This is a genomic window from Aquaspirillum sp. LM1 (genome assembly GCF_002002905.1).
In the GTDB taxonomy this organism is placed as follows: Bacteria; Pseudomonadota; Gammaproteobacteria; order Burkholderiales; family Aquaspirillaceae; genus Rivihabitans.
Map to the genome: position 1 here is coordinate 3,537,732 of NZ_CP019509.1, position 19,411 is coordinate 3,557,142.

A 19,411-nucleotide genomic window follows, 5' to 3' on the forward strand; every position below is an offset into this window, starting at 1 on the left:
CGCCCGGCGCTCAGGCAGCACAATCCAGCGCGTTGAGTTGCTGGAGCAGGTCGTGGATTTTGTCCGGGTCGTCGGCACGCAAGATGCGCGAGGTCAGTGGCAGCAGGCGATCCAGGTGGGTGTTGAGCACCACCTGCTTGACCGACAGCATATTGGCCGGATGCATGGAAAACTTGCGCAGGCCCATGCCCAGCAGCAGCCGGGTCAGCCGGGCGTCGCCGGCCATTTCACCGCACACCGACACCGGCATGCCGGCCTTGTTGGCCGCCTTGATGGTGTGCAGGATCAGATACAGCACCGCCGGATGGGTGGGGTCGTACAGCGAGCTGACCGCATCGTCGTTGCGGTCGATGGCCAGGGTGTACTGAATCAGATCGTTGGTGCCCAGCGAGAAGAAATTGACGTACTTGGTCAGCGAATTGATCACCAGCGCTGCCGACGGAATTTCAATCATCGCGCCCACTTCGAGTTTTTCGTCAAATGGGATATTCTCGCTGCGCAGTTCGTGACGGGCCAGATCCAGCTGGGCCAGCGCCTGCTTGAGGTCGGTCAGGCCGTTGATCATCGGAAACAGCACACGCAGCTTGCCATGTGCCGACGCGCGCAACAGCGCGCGCAGTTGCGAGCGGAACAGCTGCGGTTCAGCCAGGCACAGACGAATGCCGCACAAGCCCAGCGCCGGGTTGTCCGACACACCGTGTACCGACCATTTCGGGTTTTTGTCAGCCCCCAGGTCCATGGTGCGGATGGTCACCGGAAAGCCCTTCATCTCGGTGACCACCTGGCGGTAGGCTTCAAACTGCTCGTCTTCCGACGGCAGGGTGTCGCGGCCTAAAAACAAAAATTCACTGCGGAACAGGCCAATGCCCACGGCGCCGGCGGCTTTGACGTCTTCGACGTCTTGCGGCAGTTCGATATTGGCCACCAGCTCGATGGGTGCGCCGTCCAGGGTGACGGCATTGGCCTTCTTGATGCTAGACAGCTTGCGCCGCGCTTCGCGCCAAGCGCGCTGGCGGCGCTTGTACTCGACCAGCACCTGCTCGTCGGGGGCAACAATCACCACGCCCTGGATGCCGTCCACGATGACAATTTCGTCTTCGCTGATCAGCTGGCGGGCGTTGTGGGTGGCAATCACCGACGGCAAGTCCAGGCTGCGCGCCAGAATGGCGGTGTGGCTGGTGGCCCCGCCTACGTCGGTGACAAACGCCGCGTAATTGGAATCCTTGAAGTACACCATGTCAGCCGGCGACAGGTCGTGGGCAATCAGGATGGCATCTTCGTTGAGCGGGTCAGGCATCGGCAGCGCGCTGCTGTGTCCGGCCAGGTTCTTGAAAATGCGCTCGACCACCTGCAGCACATCCTGCTTGCGTTCGCGCAGGTATTGTTCTTCGATGTCTTCAAACTGCGCCACCAGCTGGTCGGACTGGGTTTTTAGCGCCCATTCGGCATTGCAGTGCAGCGAATCAATGACCTTGAGCGGTTCGCGCGAGATGGTGGCGTCGTTGAGCAGCATGATGTGCAACGACAAAAACGCCCCCAGCTCGGCGGGTGCGTTTTCCGGAATGCTGCCCCAGAGCATTTCCAGCTCTTTGCGGGTGGCGCGGATGGCGGTTTCAAAGCGCTGCTTTTCTGCTGGCAGTTCGTGCGCATCCAGCGTGTAATGCGCTACATCGGCGGCGCTTTGCGAAATCAGGTGCGCGCGACCGATGGCAATGCCGCCACCAATGCCGATGCCGTGCAAACTAATGCTCATGGCCTTCCTCCCCCTGCAAGACTCGATCGGGCCGTCCCCTGCCCGGTTGACCTGTTGCCGCACTAGCCTGCTGGCTATCCCCGCGACATCAGGGGCCGGGTTGAAGTGGCCGGTTCACGCTGCCCGCGTGGCCGGCGCTGAGTATGCCAGGCGCAGATGACCGGCAGACGGCTGAGGCTCAACCGGTCTGACAGTCCTGCGGCCAGGCAGATTACTCGGCCTCGTCGAATTTATTGTTGATCAGGGCCACCAGCGCAGCCAGCGCGGCGTCCTCATCGTCCCCGTGTGCTTCCAGCTCCACCTTGGAGCCTTTGGCGGCCGCCAGCATCATCACGCCCATGATGCTTTTGGCGTTGACCCGGCGGTTATTGCGCGAAATCCAGATTTCACTGGCGTAACGACCGGCCAGCTGGGTGAATTTCGATGATGCCCGGGCATGCAGCCCGAGTTTATTGATGATTTCAACTTGCACTTGCGCCATGTGCGTCCCCCGGTACGATATACATCACCCCTTCCAGCCCGCCAGTGACTGCCTTGCTGACCACGGTTTCCAGCGGCTGGCCGGCGTAGCACAGGCTACGCACCAGCATGGGCAGGCTGACGCCCGCCACCGCTTCCACCCGGCCAGGCTCAATCAGCCGGCTGGCAATATTGGAGGGTGTACCGCCAAAAATGTCCGACAGCAGCAACACGCCGCTGCCATCATCCAGCCCCCGCACCAAATCGCGGGCTTCGGCCAGCTTGCGGTCGGGGTCGTCGTTTTTATCCACCGCCATCACAGCGAGGTTTGGCAGCTCGCGCTGCAGGATATGCTGTGCACATTGCGCCAGGATCACCCCGAGGTCGCCATGCGTCACAATCAGAATGCCTACCATGAATACCCTCTTGCTTGCCGGGGCCGGTTCGTCTGGTGTTTTGTGGGCCAGGGAGATTACCGCCGGCACACTCGTGGATGTCACGATCAGCGACGATTGTAACAAGCCCGCGCCTGACGTGGGGGCAGTATCGGTGAGGAAATGGATGAAAAATGCCTGAAGAATAATGCCCCAGCCCCAATTCAGGGCCAATACGCAATGCGCCAGTCTGAGGCACAGGCTGGCGCAAAAGCAGACACACCGGAAAAAAACACTCAGCGGCGCGACCCGGCGGGCGGATCGTACCAGCCCGGCGGACGCACCCAGGCTTCTTCCCGCTCGCGGCCATACGCCGGTGCGCGGGAGGAGGGGTGATCATTCCAGCCAGGCGGACGCTGCCAGCCCGGCGGCACATCACGCCGGCCATGATCATAACGATCATAATCGTAACGGTCACGGTCATGGTGGTGAGGGTGACGATATTCACGCTGGCGAGGCGGCACAGGATACGCCGGGTACACCACCACCGGCGATTGCACCCGGTACACCGGCGGCTGGCCAACAATCAGCTGTATCCCCCATGCCGGAGACTGGGCCGAAGCAGACGCGGCAGCCAGTGCCAGCCACAGGGCAGTCAGTCGAAGAAAGGGCATGGCGTGACTCCTTGTCCAGTGGTGCAAAAATGGCCGGAAAGCGGTGGATGACCCCCTATCGGGATCATGTTAACCCACCCCTCATGCTCAACATAGCAGGATGCCGCCCCCACTGCCGGGCCGTCGCGCTGGTCCGGCAGATACGTTACTGCGCGGGCCGGTTTTCAATCCGCTCGGTTTTGCGCTCGGCGCGACGCTCCACCCGGTCTGCCCGGCGATCCACCCGACGGGCGTGTCGTTCGGCGCGGCGTTCGCGCTGCTGCGCCAGGTGCGGGTGGCTGGCGTCTGCGCTGGCGGCTTCGATCCGATTGGCCCGTGCCTCGGCCTGGTCGGCGTGCTGGCGCGCCATGTCGGCGCGCTGTTCAATCCGCTCCACGCGCTGTTCGGCGGCAGGGGTGGCCGCCCAGGCGGCAGAGGTGGTCATCAGCAGACACAGCGCGGTCCAGCGCATGGTTTGGCACATCGACATGGGGTGTTCTCCAGCAAGAATTCTGGTATGCGTCAATTCAAGGCAAACCTGACAGCATGCCCTGCCGACAGGAGGGTACATCGTGTCGGCAGGGCATGGTCAGCCACTTACTGCTTGGCGGCTTCCGGCTTTTTCGCTTCAGCCGGCTTGTCGGCGGGCTTGTCGGCTTTTTTCTCGGCCTTGTGCTCTGCTTTGTGTTCGGTTTTCTTGGCGTCGGCCTTCACGTCCTTCTTGGCCTCAGCCTTGACTTCGGTCTTGGCCGCTTCCGGCTTGGCAGCAGCAGCAGCGGCGGGAGCCGGGGCGGCAGCCGGTTTGACTTCCGGCTTGGCGGCATCGGCGGCAAAGCCCATCCCGGCGGACACGGCAAACACACCAGCAACCAGGCTCTTGATCAGGGTATTGGCATTCATGGTCTTCATCCTTTGTCATTCAGTTTGGGTTAGGCCCCGTGGCGGGGGTCAGCTGCGTATTGCAGTTGATGGGCTCAGATTAAGCCCTGCCAGACAGGCCGTCTGTGAGTGAGTGGTGTCGGGATGTAACCGAATGTACAGAAAAATGGATATTCGACCTTGATCTATCGGGCATCGAAGCGGTCGATCCTGGCTTCGATCTCCTCAATATGCTGCATCAGTTCGTCGAGCACGAAGCGGTGACTGGCGGTCAGTTCGCCTTGCAGGGCATCGAAGATCTCCTCACGGCTAGATTTGCTCTTTTTTGAGTACATTAACGACATAAGGATCGATTATACAATCAAAAATTGATCTTGCTGCCAGGGCGTTTTAGACTGATCGTGTCATTGAGCGCTCAACCAGAGGTGACACCATGCGTGTGAAGCAAGCCACCACCCTACGCCCTGAGCTGGCCACCGAATCCCAAAATCTGGGCCTGAAACTGGCGCGTCTGCGCATGGCCAGAGGCATCAAACAAGTTGATGCAGCGTTGCGCGCCGGCCTATCCCGAAACACCGCCTACCGCCTAGAACGGGGTGATCCAGGGTTGGCCTTTGGCCAAATCCTTCGCTATCTGGATGCTATTGCACCCGGGCAAACGCTGCTTGATCTACTAAGCGAAAATGACCCCGCATTGACTGCACTCGAAACACGCGAGCGCAAACGGCGCGTGCGCGACATGTCCTCTGCCGAGCTGAAGGAGTTGGATTTCTGATGGCAGCAGCCGAAAAAAAACTTATTGTTTTTGCCCATCTGGATACAGATTGGGTGCCATGCGGGCAGCTCACATTGATAGAGGACGGCCCCATGGTATTGGCATCCCGCTTTGCCTACGGCCTGCGCTATCTGGACCGGCATAACGCCGTAGAGCTTGACCCGGTTAGCCTTGGCTTGCACAACAAGGACAGCATTCGTGGCAAAGCGCTACTGCCAGTGAATATGTTGCCTTTGTTCGGTGGAATCCGCGATGCTGCCCCGGATGCCTGGGGACGACGCGTCATCGAAGCAAAGCTGAAAGTGCCTGCAAACAGCCTGTCTGAGTCGGATTATCTGCTGCACGCTGGCAGTGAGCGCGTAGGTGCTCTGGACGTACGCACTGCGCCAGATGCACCACCACGCCCCAGCCATAGCAGCTGGGACAGCCTTCAGTATTTGATGGAGGCGGCTGACCGCATTGAGGAGGGCTTGCCCATTCCGGCCAAGCTCGAAGCAATTTTTCAAGACGGTACGGCGCTGGGCGGCGCACGCCCGAAGGCATCGATCCGCGACGACGACGGCGTGCTCTGGCTGGCCAAGTTCCGTAGCCGGACAGACGGGTACGACATCCCCGCAATTGAGGCGGCTACCCTCAGACTGGCGGCAGAATGCGGGCTGACGGTGCCACCGGTTAAGGTTCTTCCGCTGGGTAGCCGAAACATCATGATGATTCGGCGCTTTGACCGGTACTGGAGCGCTCCGGGCGTGACCAAGCCGGGCGACTGGATGACAGTTCAGCCTGTGGCGGGCCAGCAGGAACGGCGGCTGGGCTTTGTCAGCGGGCTGACTTTGTTGGGCTGCGATGAAACACAGTCACGCCTCAAGTCCTATGCGGATCTCACCCACGCCATCCGGCGCTATTGCCACACCTCGGTCATCCGACGCGACAACCGGGAGTTGTTCGGGCGCATGGTGTACAACATCCTGGTCAGCAACGACGACGATCACCTACGCAATCACGGTTTTGTCTGCGATGCAAGTTTGCCGGGCTGGCGTCTGAGCCCGCTGTACGACGTGATGCCACGCCCCAGCCTGGCATTTGAGCGGCAATTGCACCTTGGCGTCGGCAAGCAAGGGCGCTCAGCAACACTGGACAACGCCATGACGGCCAAAGAGGCGTTTTCACTCTCTGAGACAGAAGCAGTCACCGTCATTGCAGAGGTATGGGAGCGGGTACGTGAATGGCGCGTTTACTTTGAACAATACGGTGTGCCTGCCGCTGAGATCGACAAGATTGCGCCAGCTTTCCGACATATCGACGATGTGTCATCTGCCAAGCTACGTCGCCAACTGCCATGATCCACCACGACAAGCGGCTACCCAGAAAAACAGCAGAGTAGCCCTGTGCTTAGAACGTGTTCAAAGTCTAGCGAACGACGGGTCAGCCAAGGCGAAATGAACCCAAAAGGTGCAGTTGACACGCGGTCAATGCGCATTTTGGGGGGCATTTCAACGCAGGATCACCCGAGTCTCGCAGACTTTGAACGCGTTCTTAGCGCGCCGCCGCCCCCAACCAGGGCAGGACAATCTCCACCCGCAAACCACCTTCTACCCGGTTACGGGCCAGAATCTGGCCGCCATGGGCTTCGATGGCGCGCCGGGCGATGGCCAGACCGAGGCCATAGCCGCTGCCGGACGGGCTGCCGGGGCTGCGATAAAATGGCTGGAAGATGGTTTCCAGCTCGTCTTCGGCCACGCCTGGCCCCCGGTCGCTGACAATAATGCGGACCTGTTGCAGCGCGCGGTCGCTGCAACCCTGCACCTCGACGCATTCGCCTTCCGGGGTATAGCGAATGGCGTTGCGCACCACGTTTTCCACCGCGCGCACCAGCAGGTCGGCCCGGCCAGTCAGCTGGACTTCGCCCTCGCTGCGGTAGGTCACGCATTTATTCACCGCCTCAGCCTCAAACTGGGCGTCGGCCATCACGTCGTCGAGCAGGGCCAGCAGGTCGAAGGTCTGGCTGGCGGCACCGGGCAAGCCGGAGTCCAGCCGGGCAATGGTCAGCACTTCATCCACCAGTTCGTCCAGCCGGGTGATTTCCCGTTCCAGCCGTTCCAGCATGGCTTCCAGCTGTTTCGGGTTTTGCCGCACCAGGCCGATGGCCGCCTGCAGCCGGGCCAATGGTGAGCGCAGTTCATGAGAAATATCGTGCAATAAGCGCCGTTGCGCGCTGATCAGCGCTTCAAGCTGGCCAGTCATGCTGTCAAAGTCGTGGCCCAGATCGCTGAACTCATCACGACGCCGGCCCATGCGCGCGCGCACCCGGGTATGCAGGGCCCCTGCTGCCACCGCGCGAAATGCCTGGCGCAGGTGGCCAATCGGCTTGACCACATACCAGGCCAAACCCGCGCTGAACGCCAGACTGGCCAGCACACCGGCCAGCAGATGCACCCAGGGCAGCGGCAGGCCAGGTGGCCCGCCGCCGTCAAAACGTGGCCCGCCATCGCCTTTAAACCGGTGATCTCCCTTGAAACCCGGCTCACCTTTCACGCCACGCTCGCCAGGAAGTGGAGGGGGAAACGGCAATAAACTGGGGCCACGCCGGGAATGAAAGGGGACAAACAGCAGGTAGGTATGATCAGATGAGACGGTGACGCTGCGCACCCGGTTGATATCCCCCTCGCCAGCCGCCAGCTTGCGCGCAGCAGCAATGGCCTCGGCAGACACAGGCCGGCCCAGCAGTTCGCGGTCGTTTTCGTCCACGGCAAAAATCGGCTCGGCTTCGCGCCCGGACCAATCGCGCAGAATATGACGCAAAGTCGTTTCATCGCCGTGAACCAGCACGGATTCAGCCATATGCAGCAAAAGCGCGGTGCGCGGCCCGCCAGACAAGGCGGGGTGCTGGTGTTTGGGAATATTCCACCACACCACCAAACCCGCCCCGGAACCCGCCAGCAGCAGGGTGAGCCAGAAGGCCAGAAAAAATTTCCAGAACAGGCTGCGGCTGAGCAGACGCAACCGGGCAAGCAGGGCGCGCATCGGCGGTTTACTCCCGAATCAGCTGGTAGCCAATGCCGCGAATGGTTTCAATCCAGGATTGACCATCGGCGCGACGGCCCAGTTTGTGGCGGATGCTGCTCAGATGCACGTCGATGCTGCGGTCAAACCGGGTCAGCGAACGCCCCAGCGCCTGCTCGGACAGCTCGCGCTTGCTCACCACCCGGCCAGCATTGCGCGCCAATTGCAGCAGCAGGTTGAATTCGGTGCTGGTCAGCTCCAGTGCCTGCGCCTGCCACTGGGCGGTGCGCTTGCCAGGCCACAGGGTCAGCGCCCCCACCTGCAGCGCGCTGTCGGCGTGTTCAGTTGGCGTGCTGTGTACCCGGCGCAGCACGGCACGAATCCGCGCCACCAGCTCACGCGGGGTGCAGGGTTTGGGCACGTAGTCATCCGCGCCCATTTCCAGGCCGATAATACGGTCCACATCGTCGCCCTTGGCGGTGAGCATGATCACTGGCGTGGTGATCTGGCTGCGAATCCGCCCAAGCACCTCTACCCCGCTGGCACGCGGCATCATCACATCCAGAATGATCAGCGCGTACTGGCCAGTCAGGGCTTCCTGGCTGCCAGCATCGCCATCGTGGGCCAAGGTCACGGCAAACCCTTCCTGGGCCAGGTAGTCACGCAGCATTTCGGCCAGTTCTACATCGTCATCGACCAGCAGTAGCCGGCTCATGGTGTTGCTTCCTTGTCTCAATCAGATTCCCTGCATGATAGCGGTTCCTGGCCCGCTGCTGACCGCTGGCCCAGCGGCCTTTACCCAGCTTTACACAGCCGTTTGACCGGCAAGAATGACCATTTTCCCGATTTTTCCCACACCACACCCAGCAACGGATTAAGCCAGTTGTGCCGCTAAACCCTTGTTTTGCTGATCAAGCCAGCCAGATTGCGGTTCTGGCAGCTTTTGCCGCCAGGCCAGCCCAGGTGGCGGCAAAAGCTGCCAAGCCTAAGCCGGCCCAAGCGGGCAGGCCTGTGCTTTGTCGGCTGTTTGCCGGTTTTATCCAGCGGCGTTAACTTAACTTTACCCGTCTTTACCTGCAATAACCTTTAATTTCAGTGGCTTAGGTGAGAATCTTGCAATACGACATCCGGCAGTCGCCCCGGTTTTACACATCACACCGAGGACTGCCTACGCATTTGTTTACTGTGACATGCCTACAAGGAGCTTCACCATGTCGATGAGTATCGGAAGCAGCACCAGCACCACTTCGGCCATGATGTTTTCTCGCGCCGGCGCTACCCGCCAACGCCCGGATGCCAGCAAGCTGGCCGAAGACCTGTTCTCCAAACTGGATACCCAAAGCAAGGGCTATCTGGAAGCCAGCGATCTGGCCACCGCGCTGGGCAGCAGCAGTTCGACCAGCACCGACAGCAGCAGCACGGCCAATGCCGATGAAGTGTTCAAGGCGCTGGACAGCGACAGCGACGGCAAGCTGACCAAAAGCGAACTGACCTCTGGCCTGAAGCAGGTACAGGAACAGCTGGACAGCCAGTTCCAGGCCATGCGCACCAAGGGCAAGGGCGATATGCCGCCACCGCCGCCGGAAGGAGAAGAAGACACGGGCTTGAGCCAGGATGACATGGACGACATTGCCAGCAGCACCACCGACAGCAAGCTGGCCGACATGATGAAAACCTTGTCGAGCAATTTTGAAGCGGCGGATACGGATGGTGATGGCAAGGTCACCCGCAGCGAAGCGATGGAATACAAAAAGTCCACTGAAGCCAGCACCGCCAGCACGGATGACAGCACCAGCACCGATACCGACACCACTGCCAGCAGCGACAGTGTCAGCAGCGCACTGGCCTCGCTGGTGCAAGGCATGATGCAACCGCCGCCCAAAACCGAAGGCGGCCATCACGGTGGCAAAGGCAAGGATGACGGGCTGACGGTGGATCAGATGAATGAAATCGCCAGCACCACCACCGATACCAATCTGGCTGACTTGATGAAGACGCTGTCGAGCAATTTTGCCGCCGCTGACGCCAATCAGGACGGCAAGGTCACCCGTGACGAAGCGATGGCCTACCAGGAAGAAAACCAGACCACCACCAGCGCCACCACCACCGCCAGTGCCACCAGCAGCAGCGACGATCTGGATACGGCGGTAATGAAGCGCATCATGGAACTGGTTCAGACTTACAGCGGCCAATCCAGCAGCAAGGCACAAAGCACGTTGAGCACGGTGTCGATCTCGGCCTGATGTTTCACGTGAATCCTCTGGCTTGAAACGCCAAGCCCCCATTATCTGGGGGCTTGGCGTAGGTATTGGCAGAATAGGCTGACCTTTTGGCCAGCCATCCCTCTATTTGCGCTTACAGCTTGTCGTACAGCTTGCTGCCACCCTGCACAAACTCCACTGCCTTCACTTCCATTCCCTGCTGCAAGGCCACTTCGGCGCTGATGCCCTGCTGAGCAGCGTAGTCGCGCACGTCCTGGGTAATTTTCATCGAGCAGAAGTGCGGGCCACACATTGAGCAGAAATGCGCCACCTTGGCGCTGTCCTTGGGCAGGGTTTCGTCGTGGAAACTCTTGGCCTTGTCCGGGTCCAGACCCAGATTAAACTGGTCTTCCCAACGGAATTCAAAGCGCGCCTTGCTCAGGGCATTGTCGCGAATCTGCGCACCGGGGTGACCCTTGGCCAGGTCGGCGGCGTGGGCGGCCAGCTTGTAGGTGATGATGCCTTCTTTCACATCGTCCTTGTTCGGCAGACCCAGATGCTCCTTCGGCGTGACATAGCAAAGCATGGCGCAGCCATACCAGCCGATTTGCGCAGCACCGATGGCCGAGGTGATGTGGTCGTAGCCGGGGGCGATGTCGGTGGTCAGCGGGCCAAGGGTGTAGAACGGTGCTTCGTCACACCATTCCAGTTCCTTGTCCATGTTTTCCTTGATCAGCTGCATCGGCACATGGCCGGGGCCTTCGATCATCACCTGCACATCGTGCTTCCAGGCAATCTGGGTGAGCTCGCCCAGGGTTTTCAGCTCACCCAGCTGGGCGTCGTCATTGGCATCGTAGATCGAGCCAGGACGCAGGCCATCGCCCAGGCTGAAAGCCACGTCATATTCCTTCATGATCTGGCAAATGTCGTCAAAATGGGTATACAGGAAGTTTTCCTGATGGTGGGCCAGACACCATTTGGCCATGATCGAACCGCCCCGGCTGACAATACCAGTCATGCGCTCGGCAGTCATCGGCACATAGCGCAGCAGGACGCCAGCGTGGATGGTGAAGTAATCCACCCCCTGTTCGGCCTGCTCGATCAGCGTGTCCTTGAAGATTTCCCAGGTCAGATCTTCGGCCTTGCCGTTGACCTTTTCCAGCGCCTGGTAAATCGGCACGGTGCCAATCGGCACCGGGCTGTTACGGATAATCCATTCGCGGGTTTCGTGGATGTTCTTGCCGGTGGACAAGTCCATGATGGTATCGGCCCCCCAGCGGATGCCCCAGGTCATTTTCTCGACTTCTTCGCCAATGCTGGAGGTCACCGCGCTGTTGCCGATATTGCCGTTGATCTTCACCAGGAAATTACGGCCAATGATCATTGGCTCGCATTCCGGGTGGTTGATGTTGTTCGGAATAATGGCACGGCCACGGGCAATTTCGTCGCGGACAAATTCGGCAGTGATGGTGTCCGGAATGCCGGCACCAAAGCGCTGACCCGCGTGCTGGCGGGCCATCATCCTGGCCAGTTTTTCCCCTTGCGGGCCACTGGCCTTCAGGCTGTCCAGGTAGGCGTCACGGCGCAGGTTTTCCCGAATCGCCACATATTCCATTTCCGGGGTGATAATGCCACGGCGGGCGTAGTGCATCTGGGTGACGTTGCTGCCCGGCTTGGCCCGGCGCGGCGCGCGGGTCAGGTTGAAGCGCAGCGGGTCGAGCTTTTCGTCGGCAGCGCGCTGGCGGCCATACTCGCTGGACAAGTCGGCCAGCACTTCGGTGTCCTGGCGTTCTTCAATCCAGGCGGCGCGCAGCGCCGGCAGACCGGAGCGCACATCAATGTGTGCGTCGGGGTCCGAGTACGGGCCGGAAGTGTCGTAAACGGTAATCGGCGGGTTTTTTTCACCGCCAAACGAGGTGGGGGTATCCGCCTGACTGATTTCCCGCATCGGCACGCGAATATCCGGGCGGCTGCCGGTGACGTAGATTTTTTTCGAGTTAGGCAGCGGCTGGATAGCCGCGTGGTCCACTTCGGCAGTCTGGTTAAACGGATGGTGTGGCGCATTCATGGCAGGTTTCCTCGTGTTCGGCGGCAAAACGGAAACCACGCCAGCCAATGGCGCGCCTCTCGCTTCCCTACGCCGATATTAGCCGGATCAGGTTCGAAGGGTAACTCTCATTTCTGCACAGCACTGAACGGTGCAAAAAACCCCTAGCGGACAGTGCTGTGAAGCTAAAGCAAATATGGGATAATTGCAAGTTACTGTCATCGCTCAATAAACGATCGTTCGGAGTGTTCAATGGATTTTGAAAAAGCCCGGTTCAACATGGTCGAACAGCAGATTCGCCCGTGGGATGTGCTCAACACGCAGGTGCTGGATCTTCTGTTTCACGTGAAACGCGAAGAGTTCGTTAGCGACAAGCAAAAAACCATTGCCTTTGTCGATACCGAACTGCCGCTGCCCAACGGCAGCCGCATGCTGGAGCCCAAGATGGAGGCTCGCCTGGTGCAGGAGCTGAATCTGGCCCCAGAGGACAAGGTGCTGGAAATCGGCACCGGCAGCGGCTACCTGACCGCCCTGCTGGCCAGCTTCAGCAAGCATGTCTACAGCCTGGACATCGACCCGGCCATGACCGCGCTGGCCAAGGCCAATCTGGCCCGCGCCAATATCCACAATGTCACCCTAGTGACCGCCAATGGCGTGGACGGCCTGCCGACCAATGCGCCGTTTAACGCCATTGTGGTGGGCGGCTCGCTGCCCACCCTGCCAGAAGCGCTGACCAGCCAGCTGGCCGTGGGTGGCCGTCTGCTGGTGGTACTGGGTGACGCTCCGTCGATGAGCCTGACGCTGATTGAGCGCGAAAGCGAAACCGGCTTGCGCACCACCAAGCTGTTTGAAACGGTGCTCACCCCGCTGAAGGATGTCGAGCAACCGGAACGCTTTGCCTTTTAACCATGCTCAGTGAAATTTCTCCCACCGCCCTGCACGCCTGGCTGGAAGACACCACCCGCCCGGCACCTTATCTGCTGGATGTGCGTGAAGACTGGGAATTTGCCCACTGTCATCTGGCCAATAGCCAGCTGATGCCCATGCATACCGTGCCCTTGCAGATGAACAAGCTCCCGGATGATGTACCGCTGGTGGTGATTTGCCACCATGGCGTGCGCAGCTATCAGGTGGGCCAGTATCTGGTTCAGGCGGGCTTTGACGAAGTGCTCAGCCTGGCTGGCGGGGTGGCGGCCTGGGCGGATCAGGTAGACCCTGGCATGCCGCGCTACTGATGGCGGAGTACTGATGCTGCCAGTGCCACAACGGCTACCCTCGGGTGGCCGTTGTTGTCTGTGCCGTGGCCGGTTTTCCCGCTTATCCTTGCTGCCGCCAATGCGGCGATAGCAAAAAAATACGCCACCGTTTTGCCGGCCAGATTGCGCCAGCAAAAATACTTTACCCCCAGCTTATCCACAGCCGGATTTTTTCTGGTTTACCCCTTATGCCCAACTTGTCGTTTCTTGCTCCTGCGTATGCTGGTCTTGACCCAGCATGGCGTTCCGCCTTGTCCGAAGTGTGGCACAGCGCCAAACTGGCCAAACTGGACCAGGCGCTCAGCCAGCGTCACGCCGCTGGCGCTGAAATCTATCCACAGCGTGATCAGCTGTTTCACGCGCTGAATCTGACCCCACCTGACCAGGTCAAAGTGGTGATTCTGGGGCAGGACCCTTACCATGGCAGCGGCGAGGCGCACGGTCTGGCGTTTTCGGTGTTGCCGGGGGTCAAGACACCGCCCTCGTTGCGCAATATCTTCCAGGAACTGCACAGCGATCTGGGCGTGCCACTGCCAGCCCACGGCACACTCAGCCATTGGGCACAGCAAGGGGTGTTGTTGTTGAATAGCGTGTTGACGGTAGAAAAAGACTGCGCCAACAGTCACCGCAAGCTGGGCTGGGAGGTACTCACCCACGCAGTGATCGATACCTTGGCCAGACGGGACACCCCCACGGTGTTTCTGCTGTGGGGCAGCGCCGCGCAGAAGCTGGGCGCACCAGCAGCAAGTAACCCACATCACTGCGTGCTGAATAGCGTGCATCCATCGCCCTTGTCGGCCTATCGTGGTTTTTTGGGCTGTCGGCATTTTTCTCAGGCCAATGCCTTTTTGCGTGAGCAGGGGCGTGGGGAGATTGATTGGCGCTTGCCGGCATTACCCACCCTTCAGGCTGGCTTGGCATTTTAACAGCAGCTTATCAAACCGCTGATTCTGGGTTGCGCCTTCTTGGCTTCTCTATCTGCATCGGTGCTATATCGGTAGCTTGGCGGCTTAAAAAACGTTATATCATAAAAAAATTGCCCTCCCCACTTTTGCGGGGAGGGCAATTTTTTCAGCGATTTTTTGATTCAGCCAGGTTTGATGGCAGCATGAACATAAGTCAATTGTGCTATGCATGAGTGGCATATCCACCGCCATAGATCATGCTATTCCCTCGCACATCAGCTTATTATGTCCCGCATATTTTGATTGTTCTGCTATTGCAGCACCCTCATCAGCACTGATGATATTCGCGGTACCATTCAACAAAACGGCGCATGCCATCCGCCAAAGCAGTATCCGGAGAAAATCCAACAGCCTCGCGCAAACGTCGGGTATCCGCATAGGTAACCGGCACATCACCGTCCTGCATCGGCAAATAAATCTTCTCAGCCTCTCGCCCCAGTGCCTGTTCGATGGTGGCAATAAACTGCATTAATTCAACAGGTTGGTGGTTGCCAATATTATACAGCGCATGCGGCAACTCGCCTTGTGGTGGCAAAGCCAGCACGCGCAGAATCCCTTCGACAATATCATCAATATAGGTGAAATCACGCTGTAGCCGACCATGGTTGAATACCTTGATGGGTTTACCCTGTAAAATCGCTTCGGTAAATAACCAGGGGGCCATATCCGGCCTACCCCAAGGGCCGTATACGGTGAAAAACCGCAATCCGGTAGCAGGCAATTGGTATAAATGGCTATAACTGGCCGCCATCACTTCATTGGCTTTTTTACTGGCTGCATAAAAACTGACCGGATGGTCAGTTCTATCGTCTTCAGAAAATGGCACCTTGGCATTCTTGCCATAAACCGAAGACGAGCTGGCATACACCAGATGCTGCACCGGGTAATGGCGACACGCTTCCAGAATATTGGTCATGCCGATCAGGTTTGACTGTGCATAAGTATGCGGGTTTTCAATCGAATAGCGCACCCCGGCCTGAGCGGCCAGATGAATCACAGCATCTGGCCGATTTTGGGCAAACAAGGCATCCAATGCAGGCCAGTCAGCCACGTCCTGTGGATAAAATTGAAAATCCGGCTGATTTTTCAGCGTCGCCAAACGAGCGTGCTTCAAACTGACCGGGTAGTAATCGTTCAAATTATCCACAGCCACCACCTGGTGACCCGCACGCAGCAGTGCTTGTGCACACGCTCGGCCAATAAATCCGGCAGCGCCGGTAACTAATACTTTCATGCCATTATCCCTTGCGTTGCCGTTCATACAGCTTGGCGTATTTTAATAAACTGTTCATGCAGCCAATGCTGATATGCACAAATCCCGGCATACCATCACGCCAGCCTTGGCGAATCAGATAAAACTTGATAAACCGAATCAATGGACTGAATACCATTTTTCCCAGGGTAATCTTCTTGCCCTGACTGAATAAATTGTTTGCCTGCAAATCAGTATAGTGATTTTGCTTACGTAAATACTCACTCAGTACTTCACCAGACTCATGCATTAAATCCCCATGAAGTTTTCCAACAAGTCCTTGATAAATAACGGTTTCATGCACGCTATCGTCTGACCATCCAGCCTGTTTGCGGTGAAAAAGGCGTAAACTCCAATCAGGATAGCCTTCACCATGGCGTAAAAATCGGCCCATGAATTTATTGCAGCGTGGCATTTTCCAGGCATGAATATTGGGTGAATTATCTTCCAGCCGTTGAAGGTGTGCTGCCAATTCTGTAGACAACCATTCATCGGCATCCAGACATAATACCCAATCATATTTAGCGTGTGCTACAGCAAATTGTTTTTGTTTGCCAAAACCCAGCCAATCCTGATGAATCACTCGTGCATGGTGGTGTTGGGCAATTTCAATTGTGTTGTCCTGGCTGCCTGAATCAACCACCACAATGTCGTCGGTCAACCCGGCACAGCTTTGCAGACACTTTGTCAGTGTGCTGGCTGCGTTCAGGGTAATGAGCACCACAGAAAATTGCATACGTTGTTCTTAATAAGTTTGTATAGATTTAGATAGACGATGAAACAATAGTACACCCTTATCTGTGGATAAGTCTTTTTTAACAAACAAAATCAATGCTTTATATGGCAAGCAAACTTCGGTATGGCAGCCATGTCCGGCTGTTGAACAATTGTGGATGCTTTGCGCTGGTGTTGGAATGGTGTACTTATCCACAGGCGAAGGCCGAGTTGGCACGGACCGTCGGTGGACAGTTATTTTGCCTGCAATCGGTTTCAAACAAGAACTAAATTAATAAATGGATGAAGAAACAATAGTGGGGGTTTTCTGTGGATAACCTTGTAAAAAGCTTGTTCGATCAAGCTTTTGCCTTGTGTATGGGCTTGGGGTAAGTCCTGCTGGCTGCCATGGGCTGACTTGTGGATAACTTATCCACCTGGGGAAAACTTCCACTTATCCACAGGTGGTCAGCCGGATTTCGCTTGGTTAACCCCCAGGCCGGCCCGTACAATCGCGGGCATGTCACGACTTCTGCTTGTTCGCATGTCGTCCATGGGCGACTTGATTCACACCCTGCCTGCGCTGACCGATCTGGCTCGCCGCTTTCCCGACGTGCGCGTGGACTGGCTGGCGGAAGAAGCGTTTGTGGATATCCCGCGCCTGCATCCGGCGGTGGACCAGGTGATTCCGATTGCCTGGCGGCGCTGGCGCAAGCGGCTGTGGCATCCGGCCACCTGGGGCGCGTTGCGCGCCTGTCACCAGGCGCTGAATGCCCGCCGTTACGATCTGGTGCTGGATATGCAGGGCCTGATCAAAAGTGCCCTGGTGGCGCGCTGGGTGCGCAATACGCCCTTGGGGGGCTACGCGGCGGACAGCATCCGCGAGCCGCTGGCCAGCCGCGCCTACGACAAAACCTATCAGGTCAGCCGCAGCCTGTCGGCCATTGAACGCAACCGCCGGTTGATGGGCCTGGCCTTTGGCTACCAGCCCGACCCCACCCCGCCCAACTTTGGCATCCAGCCTGGCCCGCGCCCGGACTGGCTGGACGCCAACGACTACGCCGTGTTGCTGACCGCCACATCCCGCGCTGAAAAAGAATGGCCGGAAACCCACTGGCTGACCCTGGGCGCAGCCTTGCAGTCGCAAGGGCTGAGCGTGATCTGGCCATGGGGCAGTGCGCCGGAACACGCCCGCGCCCTGCGCCTGGTGGAAGCCTTGCCGGGCAGCAAGGTGGCACCGCGCCTGTCGCTGGCGCAGGCGGCGGGTTTGCTCGGCCATGCCGCCGCCGTAGTGGGGGTGGACACTGGGCTGACCCATCTGGCCAATGCGCTGGATCGTCCGCTGGTGGCGATTTACACCGACACCGACCCGCAACTGACCGGCGTGGTGTCGTCGTCTTGTGCCATCAATCTGGGCGGTGTGGCCGCCTGCCCGACCGCTGACGCGGTGCTGAGTGCCCTGGCGCGCTGCCGGGCCGGAACGGCGGCATGAACGCTTGGCGCTGGCTTTACGCCCGGCTATGGACCATTCTGCCGCCGCTGGTGAACCGCTACCTGCGCAAACGCGCGCGCCAGCAGCCGGAATACCTGGAACACTGGGACGAACGCTGGGCGCGCCAGCCCGCGCAGACGGACGACCCGCGTGGGGTGATCTGGGTGCATGCGGTGTCGGTGGGGGAAACCCGCGCCGCCCAGCCGCTGGTGGCGGCATTGCGCGCGCGCTGGCCGGATCGCCCGCTGCTGGTCACCCAGATGACCCCCACTGGCCGGGAAACCGCCCTGTCGCTGTACGGCGGCCAGGCAACGGTGCGCTACCTGCCTTACGACGCCCCAGACGCTGTGGCGCGGTTTCTGGCCCGTTACCAGCCTGTGCTGGGGGTGCTGATGGAAACTGAGCTGTGGCCCAATCTGATTGCCGCCTGCGCCCAGCGCGGTGTGCCGCTGTTTCTGGCCAATGCCCGCCTGTCCGAGCGCTCGGCACGTGGCTATCGCCGCATTGGCGGGCTGATCCGTCCGGCGCTGGCCAGCCTGGCTGGGGTGGCCGCGCAAAGCGAAGACGACGCCGCCCGCCTGCGCGCCCTGGGTGCCCACCAGGTGGCGGTGTGCGGCAACCTGAAATTTGACATCACCCCGCCGCCACAAGCCGCCGTATTGGCCGCCCAGTTGCGCCAATGGCGCGGCGAGCGTCCGCTGTGGATGGCGGCCAGCACCCGCGAGGGCGAAGAAGCCCTGCTGCTGGACGCCCTGCCCGCCGACAGCCCGGCGGTGCTGCTGCTCACCCCGCGCCATCCGCAGCGCTTTGCCGAAGTGGCCGAGCTGTTGCGCGTGCGCGGCATCCCGTTTCAGCGCCGCAGCGACAACGCCGCCCTGCGCGCCGATACCCGTGTCTGGCTGGGCGACAGCATGGGTGAAATGTTCGCCTACTATCAGGCCGTCGATCTGGCCTTTATCGGCGGCAGCCTGCTGCCGCTGGGCGGGCAAAACCTGATCGAACCGGCTGCTGTGGGCTGCCCGGTGCTGATTGGCCCGTCCACCTTCAATTTTGCCGAAGTCACCCGCCTGGCCCTGGCCGAAGGTGCCGCCCGCCAGGTGGCTGACGCTGACGAACTGCACCGCACCGTTGCCGTTCTGCTGGCTGACCCTGACGCCCGCCAGCGCATGGGCGCCGCTGGCCTGGCCTTTGCCCAGCGCCACCGGGGCGCGACTGCGCGCACGCTGGCGCATGTGTTGGGGTGTGTGGGGGAGGCGGTTAATTGATGTCGAGCGCTGTGCCGCCCTGGCGATGGCGCAAGGTTTCGCCCTACACTACCTTGTGCATACATATTTGCTGAGGAGCGTATTGTGCGAACTAATATTGTGATTGATGACCGTCTGATGGATGACGCTCTGCGCCTGACGGGCTTCAAGACCAAAAAACAAGCGGTGGAAGCTGGCCTGAAAATGCTAGTGCGCCTGGCTCGGCAAGAAGAAGTTCGTAAACTGCGTGGGCAAATTCCCTGGCAGGGCGATTTGGACGAGATGACGACTGATGCATGATCCTGAGGGGATTCTGCATTTGAATTGACTATTTCTGTGGCGCGTTA

The 19,411-nt window shown here is 59.4% G+C and carries 21 protein-coding genes, 1 pseudogene and 1 riboswitch; of the genes and pseudogenes, 10 read left to right on the forward strand and 12 right to left on the reverse strand.

The features are described from left to right. Positions 1 to 10 precede the first annotated feature (10 nt). From ptsP to BXU06_RS15325, 3 genes are all read right to left on the reverse strand, one after another. Positions 11 to 1,753: a phosphoenolpyruvate--protein phosphotransferase gene (gene ptsP, locus BXU06_RS15315; protein WP_077301537.1), complete on the reverse strand. Its 1,743-nt coding sequence runs from the start codon at positions 1,751 to 1,753 to the stop codon at positions 11 to 13. 211 nt (positions 1,754 to 1,964) lie between these two features. Further along, a complete protein-coding gene (locus BXU06_RS15320) occupies positions 1,965 to 2,234 on the reverse strand; it encodes an HPr family phosphocarrier protein (protein WP_077301540.1) in 270 nt (89 codons plus the stop codon). Then, positions 2,215 to 2,628, reverse strand: coding sequence for a PTS sugar transporter subunit IIA (locus BXU06_RS15325; RefSeq protein WP_077301542.1), 414 nt, complete (start codon positions 2,626 to 2,628; stop codon positions 2,215 to 2,217). The genes BXU06_RS15320 and BXU06_RS15325 overlap by 20 nt, the downstream gene beginning before the upstream one ends. On the opposite strand from BXU06_RS15325, the gene BXU06_RS17765 reads away from it, so the two are divergent. Then, complete coding sequence (locus BXU06_RS17765) at positions 2,627 to 2,788, forward strand: hypothetical protein (protein WP_171982240.1); 162 nt, start codon at positions 2,627 to 2,629, stop codon at positions 2,786 to 2,788. The two genes, BXU06_RS15325 and BXU06_RS17765, sit on opposite strands and share 2 nt — an antisense overlap. 94 nt (positions 2,789 to 2,882) lie before the next feature. Here BXU06_RS17765 and BXU06_RS15330 read toward each other — a convergent pair whose 3' ends face one another. The 4 genes and pseudogenes from BXU06_RS15330 to BXU06_RS17530 form a co-directional block, all read right to left on the reverse strand. Beyond that, positions 2,883 to 3,260, reverse strand: a complete 378-nt coding sequence (locus BXU06_RS15330) for a hypothetical protein (RefSeq protein WP_077301545.1) — start codon at positions 3,258 to 3,260, stop codon at positions 2,883 to 2,885. 145 nt (positions 3,261 to 3,405) lie between these two features. Then, positions 3,406 to 3,729, reverse strand: coding sequence for a hypothetical protein (locus BXU06_RS15335; protein WP_077301548.1), 324 nt, complete (start codon positions 3,727 to 3,729; stop codon positions 3,406 to 3,408). Between the two features lie 107 nt (positions 3,730 to 3,836). Continuing rightward, positions 3,837 to 4,139 carry a hypothetical protein gene (locus BXU06_RS15340; RefSeq protein WP_150125232.1) on the reverse strand — a complete coding sequence of 101 codons (303 nt, stop codon included), beginning with the start codon at positions 4,137 to 4,139 and terminating at the stop codon, positions 3,837 to 3,839. Positions 4,140 to 4,306: 167 nt separating this feature from the next. Continuing rightward, positions 4,307 to 4,447: pseudogene (locus BXU06_RS17530) on the reverse strand (IS110 family transposase); the annotation flags it as partial. A 104-nt stretch (positions 4,448 to 4,551) separates the two neighbouring features. On the opposite strand from BXU06_RS17530, the gene BXU06_RS15345 reads away from it, so the two are divergent. Continuing rightward, positions 4,552 to 4,893, forward strand: coding sequence for a helix-turn-helix domain-containing protein (locus BXU06_RS15345; protein WP_077301554.1), 342 nt, complete (start codon positions 4,552 to 4,554; stop codon positions 4,891 to 4,893). Beyond that, entirely contained in the window at positions 4,893 to 6,233 is a 1,341-nt protein-coding gene (locus tag BXU06_RS15350; RefSeq protein ID WP_077301557.1) for a type II toxin-antitoxin system HipA family toxin, read from the forward strand. The genes BXU06_RS15345 and BXU06_RS15350 overlap by 1 nt, the downstream gene beginning before the upstream one ends. Positions 6,234 to 6,426: 193 nt before the next feature. Here the strand turns inward: BXU06_RS15350 and BXU06_RS15355 are convergent, their stop codons facing one another. Both BXU06_RS15355 and BXU06_RS15360 read right to left on the reverse strand, forming a co-directional pair. Continuing rightward, positions 6,427 to 7,914, reverse strand: a complete 1,488-nt coding sequence (locus BXU06_RS15355; RefSeq protein WP_077301560.1) for a HAMP domain-containing histidine kinase — start codon at positions 7,912 to 7,914, stop codon at positions 6,427 to 6,429. A gap of 7 nt (positions 7,915 to 7,921) precedes the next feature. Continuing rightward, a complete protein-coding gene (locus tag BXU06_RS15360) occupies positions 7,922 to 8,608 on the reverse strand; it encodes a response regulator transcription factor (protein WP_077301563.1) in 687 nt (228 codons plus the stop codon). Between the two features lie 496 nt (positions 8,609 to 9,104). Between BXU06_RS15360 and BXU06_RS15365 the strand changes: the two genes are divergently transcribed. Then, on the forward strand, positions 9,105 to 10,136 hold the full coding sequence (locus BXU06_RS15365) for an EF-hand domain-containing protein (RefSeq protein ID WP_171982241.1): 1,032 nt from the start codon (positions 9,105 to 9,107) through the stop codon (positions 10,134 to 10,136). A gap of 112 nt (positions 10,137 to 10,248) precedes the next feature. Here the strand turns inward: BXU06_RS15365 and thiC are convergent, their stop codons facing one another. Then, positions 10,249 to 12,162, reverse strand: coding sequence for a phosphomethylpyrimidine synthase ThiC (thiC, locus tag BXU06_RS15370; RefSeq protein WP_077301566.1), 1,914 nt, complete (start codon positions 12,160 to 12,162; stop codon positions 10,249 to 10,251). 47 nt (positions 12,163 to 12,209) lie between these two features. Beyond that, positions 12,210 to 12,317: riboswitch (TPP riboswitch) on the reverse strand. Positions 12,318 to 12,393: 76 nt separating this feature from the next. Here thiC and BXU06_RS15375 point away from each other — a divergent pair. The 3 genes from BXU06_RS15375 (at position 12,394) to ung (ending at position 14,323) form a co-directional block, all read left to right on the forward strand. Further along, entirely contained in the window at positions 12,394 to 13,047 is a 654-nt protein-coding gene (locus BXU06_RS15375) for a protein-L-isoaspartate O-methyltransferase (protein ID WP_077301569.1), read from the forward strand. A gap of 2 nt (positions 13,048 to 13,049) precedes the next feature. Then, entirely contained in the window at positions 13,050 to 13,376 is a 327-nt protein-coding gene (locus BXU06_RS15380) for a rhodanese-like domain-containing protein (protein ID WP_077301572.1), read from the forward strand. 209 nt (positions 13,377 to 13,585) lie between these two features. Further along, positions 13,586 to 14,323 (forward strand): uracil-DNA glycosylase, encoded by a 738-nt coding sequence (ung, locus tag BXU06_RS15385; RefSeq protein WP_077301575.1) that lies wholly within the window; start codon positions 13,586 to 13,588, stop codon positions 14,321 to 14,323. Between the two features lie 307 nt (positions 14,324 to 14,630). Here ung and BXU06_RS15390 read toward each other — a convergent pair whose 3' ends face one another. Beyond that, on the reverse strand, positions 14,631 to 15,596 hold the full coding sequence (locus BXU06_RS15390) for an NAD-dependent epimerase (protein ID WP_077301578.1): 966 nt from the start codon (positions 15,594 to 15,596) through the stop codon (positions 14,631 to 14,633). 4 nt (positions 15,597 to 15,600) lie between these two features. Then, the gene (locus tag BXU06_RS15395; protein WP_077301581.1) at positions 15,601 to 16,350 is read right to left on the reverse strand and encodes a glycosyltransferase family 2 protein; all 750 of its coding nucleotides are present in this window, start codon (positions 16,348 to 16,350) and stop codon (positions 15,601 to 15,603) included. Between the two features lie 498 nt (positions 16,351 to 16,848). On the opposite strand from BXU06_RS15395, the gene waaC reads away from it, so the two are divergent. The 3 genes from waaC to BXU06_RS15410 all read left to right on the forward strand — a co-directional run bounded on the left by waaC (position 16,849) and on the right by BXU06_RS15410 (position 19,364). Then, the gene (gene waaC / locus BXU06_RS15400) at positions 16,849 to 17,820 is read left to right on the forward strand and encodes a lipopolysaccharide heptosyltransferase I (protein WP_077301584.1); all 972 of its coding nucleotides are present in this window, start codon (positions 16,849 to 16,851) and stop codon (positions 17,818 to 17,820) included. Continuing rightward, on the forward strand, positions 17,817 to 19,085 hold the full coding sequence (waaA, locus tag BXU06_RS15405) for a lipid IV(A) 3-deoxy-D-manno-octulosonic acid transferase (protein WP_077301586.1): 1,269 nt from the start codon (positions 17,817 to 17,819) through the stop codon (positions 19,083 to 19,085). The genes waaC and waaA overlap by 4 nt, the downstream gene beginning before the upstream one ends. An 84-nt stretch (positions 19,086 to 19,169) precedes the next feature. Further along, the gene (locus BXU06_RS15410; RefSeq protein ID WP_077301589.1) at positions 19,170 to 19,364 is read left to right on the forward strand and encodes a type II toxin-antitoxin system VapB family antitoxin; all 195 of its coding nucleotides are present in this window, start codon (positions 19,170 to 19,172) and stop codon (positions 19,362 to 19,364) included. Positions 19,365 to 19,411 lie beyond the last annotated feature (47 nt).